Raw genomic sequence first — 17,798 nt, 5'->3', positions numbered from 1 at the left:
ATTTCTTCGTTATTATATCGGTTTAATAAAAATATAGGTAAAAAATTTAATGAAAAAAATAATTAGCATTTGTTTATTTGCTAACTTATGCTTGGGTGCTAAAATAGAACAAATTAATTTTGAAGGCTTAACCCAGCTTTCTAAAGAAAGTGCTATAGAACTTTTGGGTCTTAAAATAAATGATGAGATTAATGCTCAAAATATCAATCAAGCCCTTTTAAATTTATATAAGCAAAATTATTTTAGTGATATTGTGATAGAAGAAAATAACCGCATTTTAACGATAAAAGTGGTTGAAAAATTAAGTATTGCAAAGATTGATATAACCGGCGTTGCTTCAAATGACAAAAAACAAATTGATACTATTTTAAATCTCAAAAAAGGCTATCTTTACGATGAGGGTGTTGTCAAAGAAGCAGCAAATCGTATAAAACTTTTTTATGAGTCAAAGGGGTATTTTGATACCATAGTTGAAGTAAATACCGAAAAATTAAGTAATTCAAATGGATTGAAGCTCGAATTTATAGTCAATCGTGGCGAAAATATCACCATAGAAAATGTTTTGTTAAGTGGGAGTAAAAAGCTTGATTATGGCGATGTTGAGCCTGTCATAGCTAATAAAAAACGCGAATTTATGGGCTGGATGTGGGGTAGAAATGATGGGGCTTTGAAAATTTTTGAACTAAGTTCTGATAGCTCAAGGATTGGCGATGAGTATATGAAGATGGGCTATCTTGATGTCGAGGTTTCGCCTGCTTTTTTAAGAACGGATACTGATACCTATAAGGCTGATTTGAGTTATTTTATAAAAGAAGGCAATCGTTACAAGATCACAAGCATAGCTATAGAAAATCCTGTTTTTGAGACTCAAAGTAATATAAAAAAAGCTAAAAAACTTAAGTCTAAGGTCGGTAAATACGCTAATATAGAAAAAATTAGAGCTGATATTAGTTCAATTCAAACAGATACTGCTGATTTAGGTTATGCCTTTGCTCAGGTTTATCCTGATATAAAAAAAGATGAGTTTAATCAAGAAATAGACATTGTTTTCAGGGTTGTCCCAAATGATAAGGTTTACATAAGAAATGTCATCATTTCAGGAAATTCAAGAACTGCTGATAAGGTCGTTCGTAGAGAGCTTTTTGTAACCGAGGGCAATCTCTACCACAAAAGCGATCTTACAGAATCAAGCAATGCCTTAAGAAGAACTTCATATTTTGATGATGTGCAGATAAAAGAACAAAGAGTAAGCGATACTGAGCTTGATTTGATCGTTGAGGTTAAAGAGGCTTCAACAGGATCTATTTCAGGAGGTATTGGATATGGCTCAACTGATGGCTTACTTTTAAATGCTTCCTTATCTGATAGCAATATTTTTGGTTCAGGAATGAAAAGTATCATCAGCATTGACAAAAGTGATACCACGCTTTCAGGTCGTATAGGGCTTACAAATCCTCGTTTAAGGGATTCGCAGTTTAGTTTGGGTGGGAATTTATATGCAAATGACTATGACTGGAACAATTATAGTGAAAAAAACCGAGGTTTTGATGTAACTTTAGGACGCCAATTTGCAAGATATTATCATGCTGCACTCACTTATAATTTTGAAAAAGATGATATTTACGCACTTTCAGATACTCTTTTAGCTACAGGCTATGAGCTTGGAAGAAGTACAAAAAGTTCTATTACTCCGTCCATAGGCTTTAACAACACAGATGATTATTATTTGCCAAGAAGCGGGATTATCGCCTCAACAGCTTTGGAATTTGCAGGAGTTGGCGGAGATCAAAAATTTATTTCCTCAAGTACAAGTTTTAATTTTTATCAAGGATTAAAAGATTTTATCAATGTGGATTTGATTTATCGTTATAAGGCAAATTTTTATAAGGTTTGGGATAGAGGAAAATTACCTATCAATCAAAGAATTTATCTAGGCGGTATCAATTCTATCCGTGGTTTTGATAGCAGGAGTGTCAGCCCTAAAAATATCTATGGTTACGAATATGGTGGAACTATTGCTTTTACTAATTCAGCTGAGCTTTCCTTTCCTCTTATAGATAGGATCAAGTTAAGAGGGGCTTTGTTTTTTGATTATGGTATTAATGGCAAAGAAAATTTAAATGTCCATGAGAGTATTCATCGTTATAGCACAGGTGTTGCTATAGAGTGGATTACTCCTATCGGTCCTTTGCAACTCATCTTTGCAAAAGCTTTAAATGCTAAAGAAAATGATGATACAAATAGCTTTGAATTCACGCTAGGAACAAGGTTTTAGCAACTAAGCAAAAAGATAAAGTTTTTTTGTTATAATAGACTTTGATAATTAAAGAATTTAGGTAGAGTGATGAACTTTTTAGAGATGTTTTCAGGTATCAGACGCAAGCAAGCAAACCCAAGTGAAGCTCCAAATCACTGGGTAAAATGTGATAATTGCCATGCTTTGATGTATTATAAAGAAATTCAAGTTTGTCTTAATGTCTGTCCAAAATGTGGTTTTCATATGAGAATTTCTCCACTAAAGAGGATAGAAGTTCTTAGTGATGAGGGAAGCTTTGTTGAATTTGACGCTGATTTAGAGGCAACTGATCCTTTAAATTTTGTCGATAGTAAGTCTTATAAAAAACGCTTGAGCGAAAGTGAAGAAAAAACAGGACGCAAAAGTGCTGTGATCAGTGGAGAATGCTTGATAGATGGGATAAAAACTCAGCTCGTGGTTTTTGATTTTTCTTTCATGGGAGGAAGTTTAAGTTCGGTTGAGGGCGAAAAGATCGTTCGTGCTGTTCAAAGAGCTATCATGGCTAAGACTCCTCTTGTTATCGTTTCTGCTTCAGGTGGAGCAAGAATGCAAGAAAGCACCTTTTCTTTAATGCAAATGAGCAAAACAAGTGCAGCACTAAAGCTTTTAGACAAAGAAAAACTTCCTTTTATCAGCGTCTTAACTGATCCTACTATGGGTGGGGTTTCAGCTTCTTTTGCTTTTTTAGGCGATATCATTATCGCTGAACCGGGTGCTTTGGTAGGCTTTGCAGGAGCTAGAGTGATCAAACAAACCATAGGTGCTGATCTGCCAGAGGGCTTTCAAAGAGCAGAGTTTTTGCTTGAACATGGGTTAATCGATAGCATTGTCCCAAGAAGCGAGCAAAAGCAGTTCATTAGTGATTTTTTAAAATTATTCTCTAAGGCTTAATCTTGCAAATCAATGTCTTTTCCATACAAAAAAATTCTTTAGAATTTAAAGAAAGTGAAGAAAAATACATCAAATTTATCTCTAAATTTGCTCTTTTAAAAGATATTTCTTTGTTTAATAACAAAATAGCTAATGCCCAAAAGATCGGAGCTAAGGAAGCTAAAAAAAGTTATGAAGAGCAGTTAAAGCCTTATAAAAAAGGCTTTTGTGTGGTGCTTGATGAAAGAGGAAAAGAGCTAAACAGCCTTGAGTTTTCAAATTTACTTAGTGACAAAAATGAACTTTCATTTTTTATAGGTGGGGCATTTGGCTTGGAAGAAGAATTTATCAAAAGCTTTGATCTTGCCCTTTCTTTAAGTCGCTTAACCCTAGCACATCAGTTTGTAAAAATTTTACTTTTAGAGCAAATTTATCGTGGATTTTGTATCAAATACAAACACCCATATCATAAATAGGAAGGAAAATGGACACAAAACAGCTTGAAAAATTTAAAGAAATTTTAGAAAGTCGCAAACAAGAAATTTTAAACCAACTTTACCAAACAAACAAGGATATAGAAGATCTTTATAACAGCGAACCTAATGATAACATTGATTTTTCAGTTATCACAGCAAGTTCGCAAATAGAAGAAACCATAGATCACAACCTCAAACAAGAACTTGAATACATAGAAAATTCTTTACTTAGGATCAAAAAAGGAAATTACGGAATTTGTGAGGGTTGCGAAGAAGAAATCAACATAGAACGGCTTAAAATCAAGCCTCACGCAAGGTATTGTATAAATTGCCGTGAAAAATATGAAAAATCAAAAGGATTATAAATGAAAATTAAACTTTTTATCTTTGCTAGCTTGCTTTATATCGTCATTTTAGGAGCTTTTGTTTTTAATGTAAATTCTCAAGATTATACCTTAACGCTTGGAGCTTATGATATTGTCTTGCCGGTCGTGGTTTGGATCTTGCTTCCTGTTGTGCTTTTGTTTATTGCAGCAGTTTTGCATATGAGTTTTTACGGACTTTTGAGGTATTTAAAATACAAAAATTTCTTTAGTGATGCTAAGAAATTTGAACTTTTTGCTCTTGATTTGCTCTTGCAAAAAGAAAGTCATATTTTTTTCAAAACGAAAGAATTTAAAAATGCAGCCGCTTTAAGTTCCAGCCTTTTAACACATCAAAAAATTCCAGATTTTGATAAATTTAATGAAATTTTAGATATTTTAAGTGAGCTTAAAGAAACCAAAACAGCTAATCTTAAAAAATTTAAACTTCCAAGCGATAACGCCTTATCCTTGCTTAATGAAAAAAATCATATCTTAAATGACATAAACTACGCATATTCAAGGATCAAAAACAAAAAAGAGCTTGAAGATGAACTTGATATCTTAGCCTTTGATAAGGTTTTAACAAGTGGAAATTTAGAACAGATCAAAGCTTTAAAAGCAAGCAAAAATAGCGAACAAATTTGTGCTATTTTTAGGCGTTTTGATGAGGGTTCTTTAGAGCTTAATGGCACTGATTTTGAAAGCTTTATGAAGGACAATGCCTTTGATGAAAAGCAGTTTTTAAAAATTGCTAAAATAGGCGTTAAAAAGCTTAATCCTGATTCTATCATCAGCATTTTTAAAAGATTTAAAAATGAAAACATAGAGGCTTTAAGGGCGTATTTATTTGTTTTGGCTGAACTTTCTATGTATGATGAGCTAAGGCTTGAGCTTGGAAATGATGAGAGCAAATTTCAGGATTTTAGGATAGTTTTACTTGCTAGAGAGCATAAGAAAAAGATTGATTTGTTTAGCTTTATTCAATGATTGATTTTAGCAAAAAGCCTTTGTTCTTAGCACCTATGGCAGGTTTTAGTGATCTGCCCTTTCGTAATGTGGTAAAAAAATTTGGCGTTGATGTAACGATAAGTGAGATGATCAGCTCAAATGCCCTTGTGTATGAAAGTGCAAAAACCCTTAAAATGCTTGAAAAAGCCGAGCTTGAAAAGCCCTTTATAGTGCAGATTGCAGGAAGCGATGAAGAAGTTATCAAAAAAGCCGTTTTAATGCTCAATGACATGGACTTTATCGACGGCATAGACTTTAACTGCGGTTGTCCTGTGCCAAAGGTAACAAAGCAAAATGCAGGCTCTGCCTTGCTCGAAGATTTACAAAAGCTTAAAATTCTTGTTAGCACTATCAAAAAATACAGCAAAAAACAACTTACAAGTGTTAAATTTAGGCTTGGTTTTAATGAAAAATATCCTGATAAGATAGCTAAGGCTTGCGAGGAAGCTGGGGCTGATTTTGTAAGCGTTCATGGACGCACAAGAAAGGAGCTTTATAGTGGTAAGGCAGATTGGGAAAGTATATCTTTGGCTAAACAAAGCGTTCATATCCCTGTCGTAGCAAATGGAGATATCAACGCCCAAAATGCAAATTTAGCATTAAGCCAAAGTAAATGTGATGCCTTGATGATAGGAAGAGCAAGCATTGGCAAGCCTTGGATCTTTCTTGAGATAAAAAACGGCAAAAGTGTGGATAAGGCTTTGAAAAAGCAGATCATTTTAACGCATTTTGAAGAAATGCTTAAACATTATAAAAAGCAAGGCATAAGTATCTTTAGAAAGCATTTGCATGAGTATTCTAAGGGCTATGAAGCTGCAACAAGCTTTAGAAATGAGATCAACCAAATAAACGATGAAAACTCCATGCGAAAACGCATAGAAAATTTCTTTTAAAGCCCTTTAAAAAGGGCTTTTGCTTAAGAAACTAAGGAAAGCAAATCATTAAGATTTGAATCCGCATTTTTAAGCTCTTCTTGAGCTTTTAAAACCTCGTTTTCGTTTTGTCTAAAACGAAGTGTTTGCACATTTGAAGCAAGATTGTCAAAGAGTGAATTTGAAGAGCTTGAAGCTGTGTTTGAAGAAGTTTGCAAGGCTTCTTTAGCTTCTGTCTTTTCTTCTTTGCCTGCTTCAAATAAATTAGCAAACAAAGCACCCGAAGTATCTTCAACTTCCTTATCGACCTTTTTATAAGTTCCGCTTAAAACATCAAATTCCATGGAACTTATGGTTTTGTAATTTACTTGCATAGTCTTTTCTCCTTTCCAAAATATGCAAAGATTTACAAGCAAATTTTGTTCCCAAATTTAGCATCTTTTAAAATTTTTCTAAAAATTGATAAAATACTTAATTTTAGCCCATTTTCAAAAAACGATTTTTTATGTTATAATCATAGCTTGTATAAATTTTTAAGGATCTTAAATGCTGTTTAGTTCAGCTGTTTTTATCTTTGCCTTTTTGCCTATCATGCTTTTTGGCTTTTATCTTTTAAAGCATTTTAAAAAATTTATTTTGGCAAAAGTTTTTTTGGTGCTTGGAAGCTTCTTTTTTTATGGATATTTTGAATTTAAGCTCGTGTTTTTACTGCTTGCTTCCGTGCTTGTGAATTACTTTTTAGCCTTAAAACTGCTCTCAAACATGAATTTACGAGGCTCACAGGGGGGGGGGGCTTGCTAAATTCCTATTCATACTTGGCATAGTTTTTAACCTCGCCTTGCTTGGCTTTTTCAAATACACAGATTTTTTTCTAGAAAATTTCAATCTCTTCTCAAAGCTCTTAAATTTAGACTTTAATATCCCCTTACCTCACATCATCTTGCCTTTGGGGATCTCGTTTTTTACCTTCCAGCAAATTGCTTTTTTAGCAGATATTCACGCTAAAATAAAGCTAAATGACATGCAAGAGGGCAAAAAACAAGGCATTGATTTTTTGGACTATACACTTTTTATATCTTTTTTCCCTCAACTCATCGCAGGTCCAATCGTTCATCACAAAGAAATGATGCCCCAATTTGCCAGCACGCTAAGCTCCAAAGCCACATTTTTAGACTGGGAAAAATTTGCAAAAGGCTTGGTTATTTTTATCATAGGCTTGTTTAAGAAAATAATCATTGCTGACACCTTTGCAAAGCATGCAAATTTAGGCTTTGACGCAACTTTAAAAGGAGAGGTTTTAAACATCGCCGAAGCTTGGGCAAGCTCTTTTAGCTATACTTTTCAAATTTATTTTGATTTCAGTGGATACTGCGATATGGCTATAGGGCTTGGACTTTTCTTTGGTATCGTGCTACCGATAAATTTCTACTCTCCTTATAAAGCACTGAACATAAAAACTTTTTGGCAAACTTGGCATATCACTTTGGGAAGATTTTTAAAAGCTTATCTTTATATCCCTCTTGGTGGAAACCGCCTTGGAAAGTGGCTCAATTTACGCAATCTCTTCATCGTAGCCTTTTTAAGTGGGATTTGGCACGGAGCTGGCTGGGGCTTCGTGATCTGGGGGATCATGCATGGTCTTGCTATGGTTATTCATAGAGCTTATAGTTTTTATCTTGAGCATTTAAAAAGCAAGGGTGCTAAGCTAGAGTTTTTAAAAAGCAAAATTTATATCATCTTTTCTTGGTTTTTAACCTTTAATTTCGTAAGTCTTGCTTGGATATTTTTTAGAGCCGAAAGTTTAAGCTCGGCTCTAAGCCTCTTAAAATCCATGTTTGGACTAAGTTTTGTTGAACTGCCACAAAAATGGTGGAGAACTAGGGAACTTTTTGCAAAGCTTGATGGGAATAATGAATTTTTGTATTATTTGATCATTTCTTTCATACTTTGCCTTGCTTTTAAAAACTCCATTCAAAAAATAGACAATTTCAAAGCAAGTTTTAAAATGGCTATTTTTATCGCACTTTTATTATTTAGTGCTTTACTTAGTATGATGACAAGTACTTATACTGAATTTATTTATTTTAATTTTTAAGGCAAGATGATGAATGTTTATAAAAAATTTGTTTTTGGGGTTTTGTTTTTAAACTTTACCGTGCTTGCACCTTTTATCGTTTTACTTTGGGTTTATGATCCTGCTATGTTTTTTCATAAGCCCTTTTTTAGAGCTTTAAGCTTTAAAGAACGCTTGCATGAAAGATATATAATCGATCATTATGACTTTGATAGCCTTATACTTGGAACTTCCATGCTTCAAAATACAGATCCTAAAGAAGCTGAGGCAAAGCTTGGCGGAAAATGGGTAAATTTATCCATCAATGGAGCACATTTTAGTGATAGAAATGTGATTTTTAACTATGCTTTGAAACATAAAAATATACAAAGAGTGCTTAGCTCTTTAGATGCCTTTGCTTTGATAGATCCTTTAGAAGCCTCGTTAAGTTCTCAAATTTTTGGCTCATTTAAAGACAATATGGCATTTTATCTTCATAAACATTTTATTTTTTGTGCCCTAATTTATTCTACAGAAGAAAAATGTGTAGGAAAAACAAAAAGAAGGATAGAAAATTTTAACAACTGGATAGAAGGCTTTGAAGATAATGCTATAAGATTTGGAGGACTTGAAAATTGGTTTAAGGGTAAATATCCAAGCAAAGATGATATAGAATTATTAAAAAATGCCAATGATGATTTTAAAAACCAAGTGAGGAAATTTGATTTAAAAAAACAAGAGGATTTTATCAATAAGGAGCTTTTTTCTTATATCAAAGCTTATCCTCATATCCAATTTGAACTTATAGTCCCAAGCTATCACAAAGCCTTCTATAAAGCCACAAAGCTTGAAAATCATCTTGCAAAATATCAGCAAATGATTAAATTTATAGTCAATGAAACAAGCAAATATCAAAATGCCAAGGTTTATGGCTTTGATGATTTGGCGTATGGTGATGATATAAGAAATTATAAGGATTTGGGGCATTATAATGTTGATATGAACTCTATGCAACTTGAGGCTATAAGGGATCAAAAGCATATCTTAACCCCACAAAATATAGATGAATATTTAGCCAAATTTGAAGAAAAAGTGATCAACTATGATCTAAAGCCTTTAAAAGAGATCATCAAAAAATACGAGCAAGAAAATAAAAAGAGCTAAATTTAAAAAAGGGGCTAAATTTAGCCCCTTTAAAGTAATCAATCCCCATGAGTTGGGGCGTATTCAGGATCTATATCAGCGTTTTTGAGGTATTCTTGTTTGGCTTTTTCACATCTTTCATCTCTTAGTTTTCTATAAGCATTTCTTTGTTCGATTTCTTTTTGAGTTAAAGGGCGATCTTCAAGCCAAGCGATATGAAAATAAGTATCATCTATCTTTGAGTAAGTTTCATAAAATTCAACATAATCAAAATAATCCTTATCGCTCTTATACTCTATAGTTTCTTCCATGTAGATAGTCGGTCCAAAGCCTTTGTGATTTTGGGTGTTGTGTCCAAAGCCAGCAGTGTAGCGAATTTTATAAGTGCGCATTTTCTCTCCCTTGCAAATACTCATCATAAGTTCCACGAAAATCCTCGAGTTTGCCATTTTCAAGCAACCAAATTCGGTTTGCAAATGAACTGATGAGTTCTCTATCGTGGCTTATGCAAATAGCCACACCTTTAAAATTATACAAAGCCTCGCCGAGTGCGATGATAGCTTCAAGGTCAAGATGATTATCAGGCTCATCAAGCACTAAGAAATTTGGCTTTTCAAGCATAAGCTTTGAAAGCATTAAGCGGTGTTTTTCGCCCCCGCTTAAACTTAAAGCCATTTTTTCTTGATCGCTTCCACTAAAAAGCATTCGCCCTAGGCACTTTCTGATCTCATCTAAATCCTTGTGCTTTTCACTCATAAGCCATTCATAAAGCTTGACATTTTCATTTATCTTGTTCATTGTATCTTGAGCAAAATATCCAAGTTCTATGGTCGCTCCTAAATGTATAGCACCGCTATCTGGTGTTTGCAAACCTGCGATAATCTTAGCCAAAGTCGTTTTTCCAACGCCTGAAGCACCGATTAAGGCTATTTTATCATTTTTTTCAAGCTTTAGGTTTAAATTTTCAAATAAAACCTTATCAAAAGCCTTAGAAAGTTCTTTTATTTCACAAATTTCATTGCCTATTTCTCTATTTGTCCTAAAAACTATGCTAGGATCTCTTCTTGAGCTTATTTTAATCTCTTCAAGTTCGATCTTTGCAAGGGCTTTTTGACGACTTGTAGCTTGCTTTGCCTTGCTTGCATTTGCTGAAAAGCGTCTTATAAAGCTTTCAAGCTCTTCTTTTTCTTTTAAGGCTCTTTCTCGTTTTAACTCAGCTTGTTTAGCCAAAAGCGTTGAAGCCATATACCAATCATCGTAATTTCCAGCAAAATCCCTTATATTTTTAAAATCCACATCTAAAATTCTTGTGCAAATTCGGTTTAAAAAATGCCTATCATGGCTTATCACAACCAAGGTTCCTTCATGTCTTAAAAGTTCATTTTCAAGCCAAGAAATGCTTTGCAAATCAAGATTGTTCGTAGGTTCATCTAAAAAAAGCACATCAGCACCCACAAACAAAAGCCTAGCCAAAAGCACCTTTACCTTGTCTGTGTTTTGAAGGCTTTTCATAGGGGCGTTAAAATCACTTATTTTCAAGCTGCTTAAAAGCTTTTCACAGCGAGTGGGTGCGTCATAATTTGGATCTTCTTCAGCACTTATTAGCTCAAGCTCGCTTAATCTTTCATTGATTTCATCTGTAAATTCAGTGCTTTCATAGAGTTTTTCTTTTTCTTTTAAAGCCTCAAAAAGCCTTTTATTTGCACTTAAAACAGCATCGATTATGCTTAGTTCTTCAAAGGCAAATTGATCTTGCTCTAGGCTAGCTTTTTTAATGCCTGCATCAAATTCGATTTCTCCGCTACTTGCTTCAAGCACTCCGCTTAAGATCTTTAGAAAGGTTGATTTTCCAGCCCCATTTGCTCCTATAAGTCCGTATCTTTGCCCCTTTTTAAGGCTTAAATTTACATTTTCAAAAAGCAAATGAGAGCCAAAACGCATAGTTAAATTTTTTACTTCAACCATTTGTGTTCCTATTTTTTCATGATTTTTTTCATATTTTCAAGGCGGTTTAAAGCCTCAAAAAGCGTTTTTTCTTGTTTTGCAAAATGAAATCTTATATAAGAATTATTTTTTTCCCTAAAAAAAGAAGAGCCGGGAACTGCTCCAACCCCAACCTTTGCTATCAAATCCTCACAAAATTTCAAATCACTTTCATAGCCAAATTCTTCTATATTGACCATGACAAAATACGCTCCCTCAGGTTCGTTACACTCGATATTTAAGCTTTTTAGTCCGTTGATAAAAATATCTTTCATTTGAGTGTATTTTACTTGCAAATCATGATAGTATGTATCAGGGAAATTTAAGCCCACTATGGCTGCTTCTTGCAAAGGTGCTGCTGCTCCAACGGTCAAAAAATCATGCACCTTGTGTGCTCTTTGGATCACTTCCTTACAAGCGATCAAATATCCAAGCCTCCAGCCTGTGATAGAATAAGTCTTTGAAAGTGAAGAACAGCTAATCGTCCTTTCAAACATATCAGGCAAAGACGCCATATAAGTATGCTCAAAGGGTTCAAAGATGATATGTTCATAAACTTCATCAGTGATCACAAAGGTGTCGTATTTTTTTGCTAAACCAGCTATAAGCTCAAGTTCTTCTTTGCTAAAAACCTTACCGCAGGGATTTGAGGGATTGCAAAGAATGATAGCCTTTGGATTTTGCTTGAAAGCATCTTCTAAAACATTAGGATCGAAATTAAATTTAGGCGGATTTAAAGGCACAAAAATAGGCTCAGCCGAGCTTAAAATCGCATCAGCACCATAATTTTCATAAAAGGGACTAAAAACGATGACCTTATCTCCAATATCAACAATACTTAACATCGTAGCCATCATAGCCTCAGTGCTACCACAAGTTACTAGGATATTTTCAGGGTCAATATCAATGCCCATGAAATGGCTTTGTTTCTTAGCTAAAGCTTCTTTGAAATTTTTAGCTCCACTTGTAATGGCGTATTGATGAGGACCCTTGTAAGCAACCTCAGCCAAACGATCTAAAATAGCCTTTGGAGGATCAAAATCCGGAAAACCCTGAGAAAGATTTATAGCATCATATTTTAAGCAAATTCTTGTCATTCTGCGTATCACAGAATCCGTAAAACTCGCTGTTCTTGAACTAAAAGCTCGCATGTTCTTACCTTTTGAAAAAGGTATTGTATCATAAGAAAGTTTAAATTTAAGGCTTTAAAGAGTAATTTTGACTTGATTTAGTTTTTTATTGTAAGATTTTGCAAAGAAATTTCAAGGAGAAACAATGCTTTGGCAAAGATTGCTTAAAGAAAATGCAAAGGTTTGGGACGGATATTTACATCATGAATTCGTAAAAGAGCTTGAAAAGGGTAGCCTAAAAGAAGAAAATTTTTTATTTTACTTAAAGCAAGATTATATTTATTTGCTTCATTATGCTAAATGCTATGCCCAGCTAGCACTCAATGCAAACACCGCAAAGGAGCTTCGCTTTGCGATGAAATTTCAAAACTATATCGTTGAGGGCGAACTTGAGCTTCACAAGAGCATTTTAAAGCTTGGCATTGAGGCGGATAAACTAAGCGTTAAAGATGAAAGCCTTGTAAATATCGCTTACACGCGTTATATGCTAAGTGTGGGGCAAAATGGGGATTTTCTTGATATGCTTACAGCTCTTAGTGCTTGTGCGATAGGTTATGGAGTGATAGGTGCTGAAATTTATCAAAGGCTTGGGGAAAAAAGCTTAGAAAATCACCCCTATAAAGAGTGGATTTTAACCTATGCAGGAGCTGAGTTTCAAAGCGAGATAAAAGAATTTGAAGACTTTTTAAACTCTTATAGCGATCAGGTTAATGAGTCTAAATTTAAAAAGTTAAGTGAAATTTTTCACTCTGTCGTGCGTCTTGAAACGGCGTTTTGGCAACACGCTTTAAATTTAAGGCTTGACTTGTAAGCTTTTGCCTTGCTAGCAGACAAAATATAATCTTTTAGAAGCTCTTTAAAGATTTTTATCCTTAAAGAGTATTTTTTAGTTTTGCTTAAAGCTTTTAAATTCTCCATTTACAAACTGAAGTCTTGCACTAAGTTCATCAAGATAAAATACCTCAAATGTTGGATTTTTAATATCTTGATATTTATTTTTTACTGAGGGATATTTTTCAAACATAGCTTTTTTAACTTCTAAATTTTCCTCAAAAACAGCCTTTGCACGAAGTCTTAAAAAAGTGCCATCTTTAGCACAGCTACAAAACTCTATACCGCTGTGTGCTTTGATATGCTTGTAAAGATTTTTGGTATTTGCTGTGCAAAAATAAATTTTATTTTCCCACAAAAGCGGACTTTGCATAGGACGCAAACGAGGATTTCCGCATGTTCCAAGTGTAGCCAAAAACGCTGGGGCATTTTCATCTAGGAATTGTTCTATATCTTTTAAATTCATTGTATTCTCCTTTTGAAATGAAGATTTTAGTCTTTATTAATTAATGAGCCAAATTTTACATTTATTTTCCAAAATTTACTCAGTGAAATTTTTATAACAAATGAAGCCTTAAAACACCTCTTATAAGCCTTTATAACTTAAGAAAAAATATATTTTTGTAAGGACAATTCGTTACAAATTTGGAGTTAATTTTGTATCTTGATATCATGAAATTAGCTTTGTTAAGTTAAAAGATAAAATATCTTTTAACTTGCTCTTTTTACATATACAAGCCGCCGTTGATTTTAAGCGTATCGCCTGTGATATAGCTTGCATAATCACTGAGCAAAAAAGCCACCGCATTTGCCACTTCTTCAGGCTCTGCAAAGCGTCCAAGTGGGATATTTTTTTGATAGCTTGCCTTAACTTCTTCGCTTAAAAGCTCGGTCATATCGCTTTTGATAAAGCCCGGAGTTACGCAGTTAAAACGGATATTACGGCTTGAACCCTCCTTAGCAAAGCTTTTGCTCATGCTAATCATTCCACCTTTGCTTGCTGAGTAATTTACCTGCCCAGCATTTCCCATTTCTCCCACGATAGAAGCGATATTTACCACAGCTCCAAAACGCTTTTTGCTCATCGCTTTTAAAGCCTCACGACACCCTAAAAATGCTGAATTTAAGTTTGTATTAAGCACCTTGTTAAATTCCTCAAGGCTCATTCTTAAAGCAAGTTTATCAGCTGTAATGCCTGCGTTATTTACAAGATAGCTAAGCTCTGAATCAGCTTCAAGTATCACTTTAACGCCCTCTTCAAAAGCCTTTTCATCGCTTGCATCAAAGCAAATCACAGCAGCTTTTCCTCCAAGACTTTCAATCTCAGCCTTCAAACTATCAGCAAGTTCTGGTTTTGAGCGATAATTTATCCAAACCTTTAAGCCAAAACCTGCTAAAACCTTAGCAATGCTTGCTCCTATGCCCTTGCTAGCTCCTGTGATCAAAACATTTTTTCCACTAAATTTCATCTTTCTTCCTTTGTAAAATTTCTTATAATCTTAGCTTAATTTCGTAAATTTAAGCCCTTAAAACAAAGCCTCATTCATCTGCTTTGGCTTTTCAAGTCCTAAAATTTTAAGCACGCTAGTAGCTAGGTTGCTAAGTCCTAAGCCCTCTTTTAGCTTGCTTACACCCTTTGCCTCGACAAAAACAAAGACATCAAAGGTTGTGTGATTTGTGAGTAAATTTCCCTTTTCATCTTGCATAGCCTCGCAGTTTCCATGATCGCTTGTAATGATAAAGGCATAATCTTCTTGCCTAGCCTTTTGCACAAGCTCTCCAAGGCAAGTATCAACAGCCTCAACAGCTTTCACAGCAGCATTAAAATCGCCCGTATGTCCTACCATATCGCCATTTGCAAAATTTACAACGATAAAATCCTCTCCCTTATCCATACCTTTTTTTACTGCTTCTAAAACCTCAAAAGCACTCATTTCAGGCTTTTCATCATAGGTTTTCACCTTTGGACTAGGCACTAAAATTCTACTTTCTCCCACTTCTAAATCTTCTTTTCCGCCATTAAAAAAGAAGGTTACATGAGCGTATTTTTCCGTTTCTGCGGTGTGAAGCTGGCTTAAATTTGCCTTTGAAATCACGCTTGCTAAGGTATTTTCAAGTTCTTCTTTTGCAAAAAGCACAGGAAGGGCAAATTTTTCATCATAAACGCTCATTGTAAGGATATTTTTAAAGATAAAATCCCTTTGAAATTCCTTAAACTCATCAGCACTTAAGGCTGTAACGATTTCTTTCATTCTGTCGTTTCTAAAATTTACAAAAATCACGCCATCATCTTCGCAAAGTCCTTTAAATTTAGGATTTATCCTACTTTGCAAAAACTCATCAGTGATTTCTTGTGCGTAAGAATCAGCTATAAATTCGCTAAATTTTTGAGCCGTCTCAGCCTTGCCAAAAAGCGTGTCATAAAAGACTTTTACCCTTTCCCAACGCTTGTCCCTATCCATAGCATAAAATCTTCCACAAACACTCGCAAGCAAAATGCCTTTTTGTTCGCAAAAATTTTCAAGTTCCTTGATAAAATCAAGCCCACTTGTTGGCAAAACATCACGCCCATCGGTAATAGCATGCGCAAAAACTTCCTTGCCCTCGTTTTTACAAATTTCGCACAAGGCATTAAAATGCGTTTGCATAGAATGCACACCTCCGTCGCTATAAAGTCCCACGATATGCACTCTTTTATGCTTTTTTAAAAAGGCTTTTAAATTTACATTTTGTGCTAGCTCGCCATTTTCAATAGCCTTATTTATACGCACTAAGTTTTGATAAATGATCCGCCCGCTACCTATGCACATATGCCCTACTTCGCTATTTCCCATTTGTCCCTCAGGCAAGCCAACAGCTAAGCCACTTGTTTTTAAAAGCGTATTTGGCACTTCTTTAAAAAGTTTTTCATAATTTGGCTTTTTAGCAGCAGCAAAGGCGTTAAATTTATCACTTTTGTTATAACCTATGCCATCAGTGATGACTAAAATACATTTTTGACTCATTTTTGCTTCTTTATCATAAAAAATTTTGCAAATTTTACTCAAAATAAACTTTGAAAAAGCAAATACACAAGAAAAATCTTTCAAAAGCCTTGTTAAAAGCAAAAATTGACTTAAATTTATGCTCCTTTTGGTGTTTTTGCTTGATTTAAAGTTATTTTGCTAGACTTTCAAGAAAATAAGGATTGAAATTTGGGTATTTTTGCGAGTTTGATACGCTTTTTAATGATTAAGATATTTTTTGTATCCCTTGCGTTCTTATTTAGTGCTTGTTCTTTGATGAGTATAAGCATTAAGGATACAAATTTAAGTCAAACAAGCTTTGTAAAAGATGATTTTGATCCTTTGCAAACGCCTTTAGGGCAAATTCATTTGCAAGATTTTATACAAAATCCCCAAAAAAGTGGCGCACTTTTTATCAATGATGGCAAACAAGCCTTGCTTCATAGAACAGCCCTTGTGAAAATGGCTCAAAAAAGCATAATCTTGCAAACTTATATCTACAAAAACGATCCAGAGTCAAGGCTTTTGATGTTTGAGCTTTGGCGTGCTGCAAATAGAGGTGTGGAGGTAAAAATTCTTATCGATGATAATGGGCTTGATTCTGATTTTTCTGATATCATTACCCTTGATTCTCACCCAAATATCGAAGTGAAAATCTTTAATCCCTACCGCACAAGAAGTACTATCCCTCGTTATGCTGAAATGGTGTATGATTTTAAACGCATTACGCACAGAATGCACAACAAAATTTTTATCGTTGATAATATCGCTTTGATCATAGGTGGACGCAATGTGGCGGATAATTATTTTGAAGCAAATTCTCAGGTTAATTTTAGCGATAGTGATGCTATTTTCATAGGTCCTGTTGTTAAGGAAGCTTTAGAAAATTTTAAACTTTATTGGAGCTATGATAAAAGTGTTAATGCAAGCTTGCTTCCCTCAAAAAATTCTATGGAGGATTATTTGGAGGAAATAAATACAAATTTACAAGGGTTTGAAAAGTCTTCAAAGGGTTGGATAGATTATAATGAAATCATGGATAAATTCCTTACAGCTTATGAGGAAAAGCGTTTTGCAATTTCTTGGGGAAGGGCGAAATTTCTAGGAGATTTGCCACAAAAAATAGAAAAAGAAGAAATTATCTATCCCATAAATGACGCTTTTTTAGCACTCAGTAAGGATTTAAAAAAGTCTTTGTATATCGTTTCGGCGTATTTTGTTCCAGGAGACACAGGCTTAGAGCTGATAGCAGATCTTAAAAAAAGAGGCGTTGAGGTGATAACGCTTACAAATTCTTTATCTTCTATGGATTCTGTTGTGGTGTATGCAGCGTGGCAAAGATACAGAGATAAGCTCTTAGAACAAGGTGTAAAGGTCTATGAATACTCCTATCATGGTAAAAACAAAAAGTCAAATTTAAGGGACAAGATAGGCTCTTCTTCTAGTTTGCATAGTAAAATCATCGTCTTTGATGAAAGTATCACATGGATAGGCTCTTTTAATCTTGACCCTCGTTCAAAAGATCTTAACACCGAAAGCATAGTTGTTTTTGAAAATGAAAATTTCGCAAAAAAGGTTCAAGAAAGTATAAAAGAAGATATCAAGGCTTCTTGGCAACTTCAAAGACAAAATGGCAAAACAACTTGGCAAGGCTACAATGAAAAAGGCGAGCTTGAAACACATACAAGCGATCCTGATACAAGTGTGATTTTGAGATTTTTTAATTTTCTTTCCAAAATTTTACCGGAAAATCAAATTTGATTTGT

18 protein-coding genes are annotated in these 17,798 nt (G+C 34.3%); 11 read left to right on the top strand and 7 right to left on the bottom strand.

Going from position 1 to position 17,798, the window contains the following annotated elements:
- The first annotated feature begins 49 nt into the window (after positions 1-49).
- The 6 genes from bamA (at position 50) to DMB92_RS06155 (ending at position 5,908) form a co-directional block, all read left to right on the top strand.
- The gene (bamA, locus tag DMB92_RS06180; protein ID WP_142682191.1) at positions 50-2,275 is read left to right on the top strand and encodes an outer membrane protein assembly factor BamA; all 2,226 of its coding nucleotides are present in this window, start codon (positions 50-52) and stop codon (positions 2,273-2,275) included.
- 69 nt (positions 2,276-2,344) lie between these two features.
- Positions 2,345-3,187 (top strand): acetyl-CoA carboxylase, carboxyltransferase subunit beta, encoded by an 843-nt coding sequence (accD, locus tag DMB92_RS06175; protein ID WP_142682190.1) that lies wholly within the window; start codon positions 2,345-2,347, stop codon positions 3,185-3,187.
- A 2-nt stretch (positions 3,188-3,189) separates the two neighbouring features.
- Positions 3,190-3,642, top strand: a complete 453-nt coding sequence (locus tag DMB92_RS06170) for a 23S rRNA (pseudouridine(1915)-N(3))-methyltransferase RlmH (protein WP_142682189.1) — start codon at positions 3,190-3,192, stop codon at positions 3,640-3,642.
- 8 nt (positions 3,643-3,650) lie between these two features.
- Positions 3,651-4,007, top strand: a complete 357-nt coding sequence (dksA, locus tag DMB92_RS06165) for an RNA polymerase-binding protein DksA (protein ID WP_142682188.1) — start codon at positions 3,651-3,653, stop codon at positions 4,005-4,007.
- Positions 4,008-4,994, top strand: coding sequence for a hypothetical protein (locus DMB92_RS06160; RefSeq protein ID WP_142682187.1), 987 nt, complete (start codon positions 4,008-4,010; stop codon positions 4,992-4,994).
- Positions 4,991-5,908 carry a tRNA dihydrouridine synthase gene (locus DMB92_RS06155; RefSeq protein ID WP_142682186.1) on the top strand — a complete coding sequence of 306 codons (918 nt, stop codon included), beginning with the start codon at positions 4,991-4,993 and terminating at the stop codon, positions 5,906-5,908. Before DMB92_RS06160 ends, DMB92_RS06155 begins: the two co-directional genes overlap by 4 nt.
- Positions 5,909-5,931: 23 nt before the next feature.
- On the opposite strand, the gene DMB92_RS06150 is transcribed toward DMB92_RS06155, so the two are convergent.
- Positions 5,932-6,261: a hypothetical protein gene (locus DMB92_RS06150; protein ID WP_142682185.1), complete on the bottom strand. Its 330-nt coding sequence runs from the start codon at positions 6,259-6,261 to the stop codon at positions 5,932-5,934.
- Positions 6,262-6,433: 172 nt separating this feature from the next.
- On the opposite strand from DMB92_RS06150, the gene DMB92_RS09390 reads away from it, so the two are divergent.
- From DMB92_RS09390 to DMB92_RS06140, 3 genes are read left to right on the top strand one after another with little or no spacing between them, the layout of a single operon-like run.
- Entirely contained in the window at positions 6,434-6,688 is a 255-nt protein-coding gene (locus DMB92_RS09390) for a hypothetical protein (protein WP_260604770.1), read from the top strand.
- A 37-nt stretch (positions 6,689-6,725) separates the two neighbouring features.
- The gene (locus DMB92_RS06145) at positions 6,726-7,982 is read left to right on the top strand and encodes an MBOAT family O-acyltransferase (RefSeq protein ID WP_260604769.1); all 1,257 of its coding nucleotides are present in this window, start codon (positions 6,726-6,728) and stop codon (positions 7,980-7,982) included.
- Between the two features lie 9 nt (positions 7,983-7,991).
- Positions 7,992-9,104: a hypothetical protein gene (locus DMB92_RS06140; protein ID WP_142682184.1), complete on the top strand. Its 1,113-nt coding sequence runs from the start codon at positions 7,992-7,994 to the stop codon at positions 9,102-9,104.
- A 38-nt stretch (positions 9,105-9,142) separates the two neighbouring features.
- Here the strand turns inward: DMB92_RS06140 and DMB92_RS06135 are convergent, their stop codons facing one another.
- The 3 genes from DMB92_RS06135 to DMB92_RS06125 are packed head-to-tail and all read right to left on the bottom strand — an operon-like array spanning position 9,143 to position 12,217.
- Entirely contained in the window at positions 9,143-9,475 is a 333-nt protein-coding gene (locus DMB92_RS06135) for a hypothetical protein (RefSeq protein ID WP_142682183.1), read from the bottom strand.
- Positions 9,462-11,048, bottom strand: coding sequence for an ABC-F family ATP-binding cassette domain-containing protein (locus DMB92_RS06130; protein WP_142682182.1), 1,587 nt, complete (start codon positions 11,046-11,048; stop codon positions 9,462-9,464). The genes DMB92_RS06135 and DMB92_RS06130 overlap by 14 nt, the downstream gene beginning before the upstream one ends.
- A gap of 8 nt (positions 11,049-11,056) precedes the next feature.
- Positions 11,057-12,217, bottom strand: a complete 1,161-nt coding sequence (locus DMB92_RS06125; RefSeq protein ID WP_142682181.1) for a pyridoxal phosphate-dependent aminotransferase — start codon at positions 12,215-12,217, stop codon at positions 11,057-11,059.
- A gap of 124 nt (positions 12,218-12,341) precedes the next feature.
- Here DMB92_RS06125 and tenA point away from each other — a divergent pair, with 124 nt between their 5' ends.
- The gene (tenA, locus tag DMB92_RS06120) at positions 12,342-13,007 is read left to right on the top strand and encodes a thiaminase II (RefSeq protein ID WP_142682180.1); all 666 of its coding nucleotides are present in this window, start codon (positions 12,342-12,344) and stop codon (positions 13,005-13,007) included.
- Positions 13,008-13,082: 75 nt separating this feature from the next.
- On the opposite strand, the gene DMB92_RS06115 is transcribed toward tenA, so the two are convergent.
- The 3 genes from DMB92_RS06115 to gpmI all read right to left on the bottom strand — a co-directional run bounded on the left by DMB92_RS06115 (position 13,083) and on the right by gpmI (position 16,032).
- Entirely contained in the window at positions 13,083-13,493 is a 411-nt protein-coding gene (locus tag DMB92_RS06115) for a pyridoxamine 5'-phosphate oxidase family protein (RefSeq protein ID WP_142682179.1), read from the bottom strand.
- Positions 13,494-13,752: 259 nt separating this feature from the next.
- The gene (gene fabG, locus DMB92_RS06110) at positions 13,753-14,496 is read right to left on the bottom strand and encodes a 3-oxoacyl-ACP reductase FabG (RefSeq protein WP_142682178.1); all 744 of its coding nucleotides are present in this window, start codon (positions 14,494-14,496) and stop codon (positions 13,753-13,755) included.
- A gap of 57 nt (positions 14,497-14,553) precedes the next feature.
- Complete coding sequence (gene gpmI, locus DMB92_RS06105) at positions 14,554-16,032, bottom strand: 2,3-bisphosphoglycerate-independent phosphoglycerate mutase (protein WP_142682177.1); 1,479 nt, start codon at positions 16,030-16,032, stop codon at positions 14,554-14,556.
- Between the two features lie 189 nt (positions 16,033-16,221).
- Here gpmI and DMB92_RS06100 point away from each other — a divergent pair, with 189 nt between their 5' ends.
- Positions 16,222-17,793 carry a phospholipase D family protein gene (locus tag DMB92_RS06100; RefSeq protein ID WP_142682176.1) on the top strand — a complete coding sequence of 524 codons (1,572 nt, stop codon included), beginning with the start codon at positions 16,222-16,224 and terminating at the stop codon, positions 17,791-17,793.
- Positions 17,794-17,798 lie beyond the last annotated feature (5 nt).

Source organism: Campylobacter sp. MIT 99-7217 (assembly GCF_006864365.1).
In the GTDB taxonomy this organism is placed as follows: domain Bacteria; phylum Campylobacterota; class Campylobacteria; order Campylobacterales; family Campylobacteraceae; genus Campylobacter_D.
This window is presented reverse-complemented; position numbering and strand designations above follow the sequence as displayed.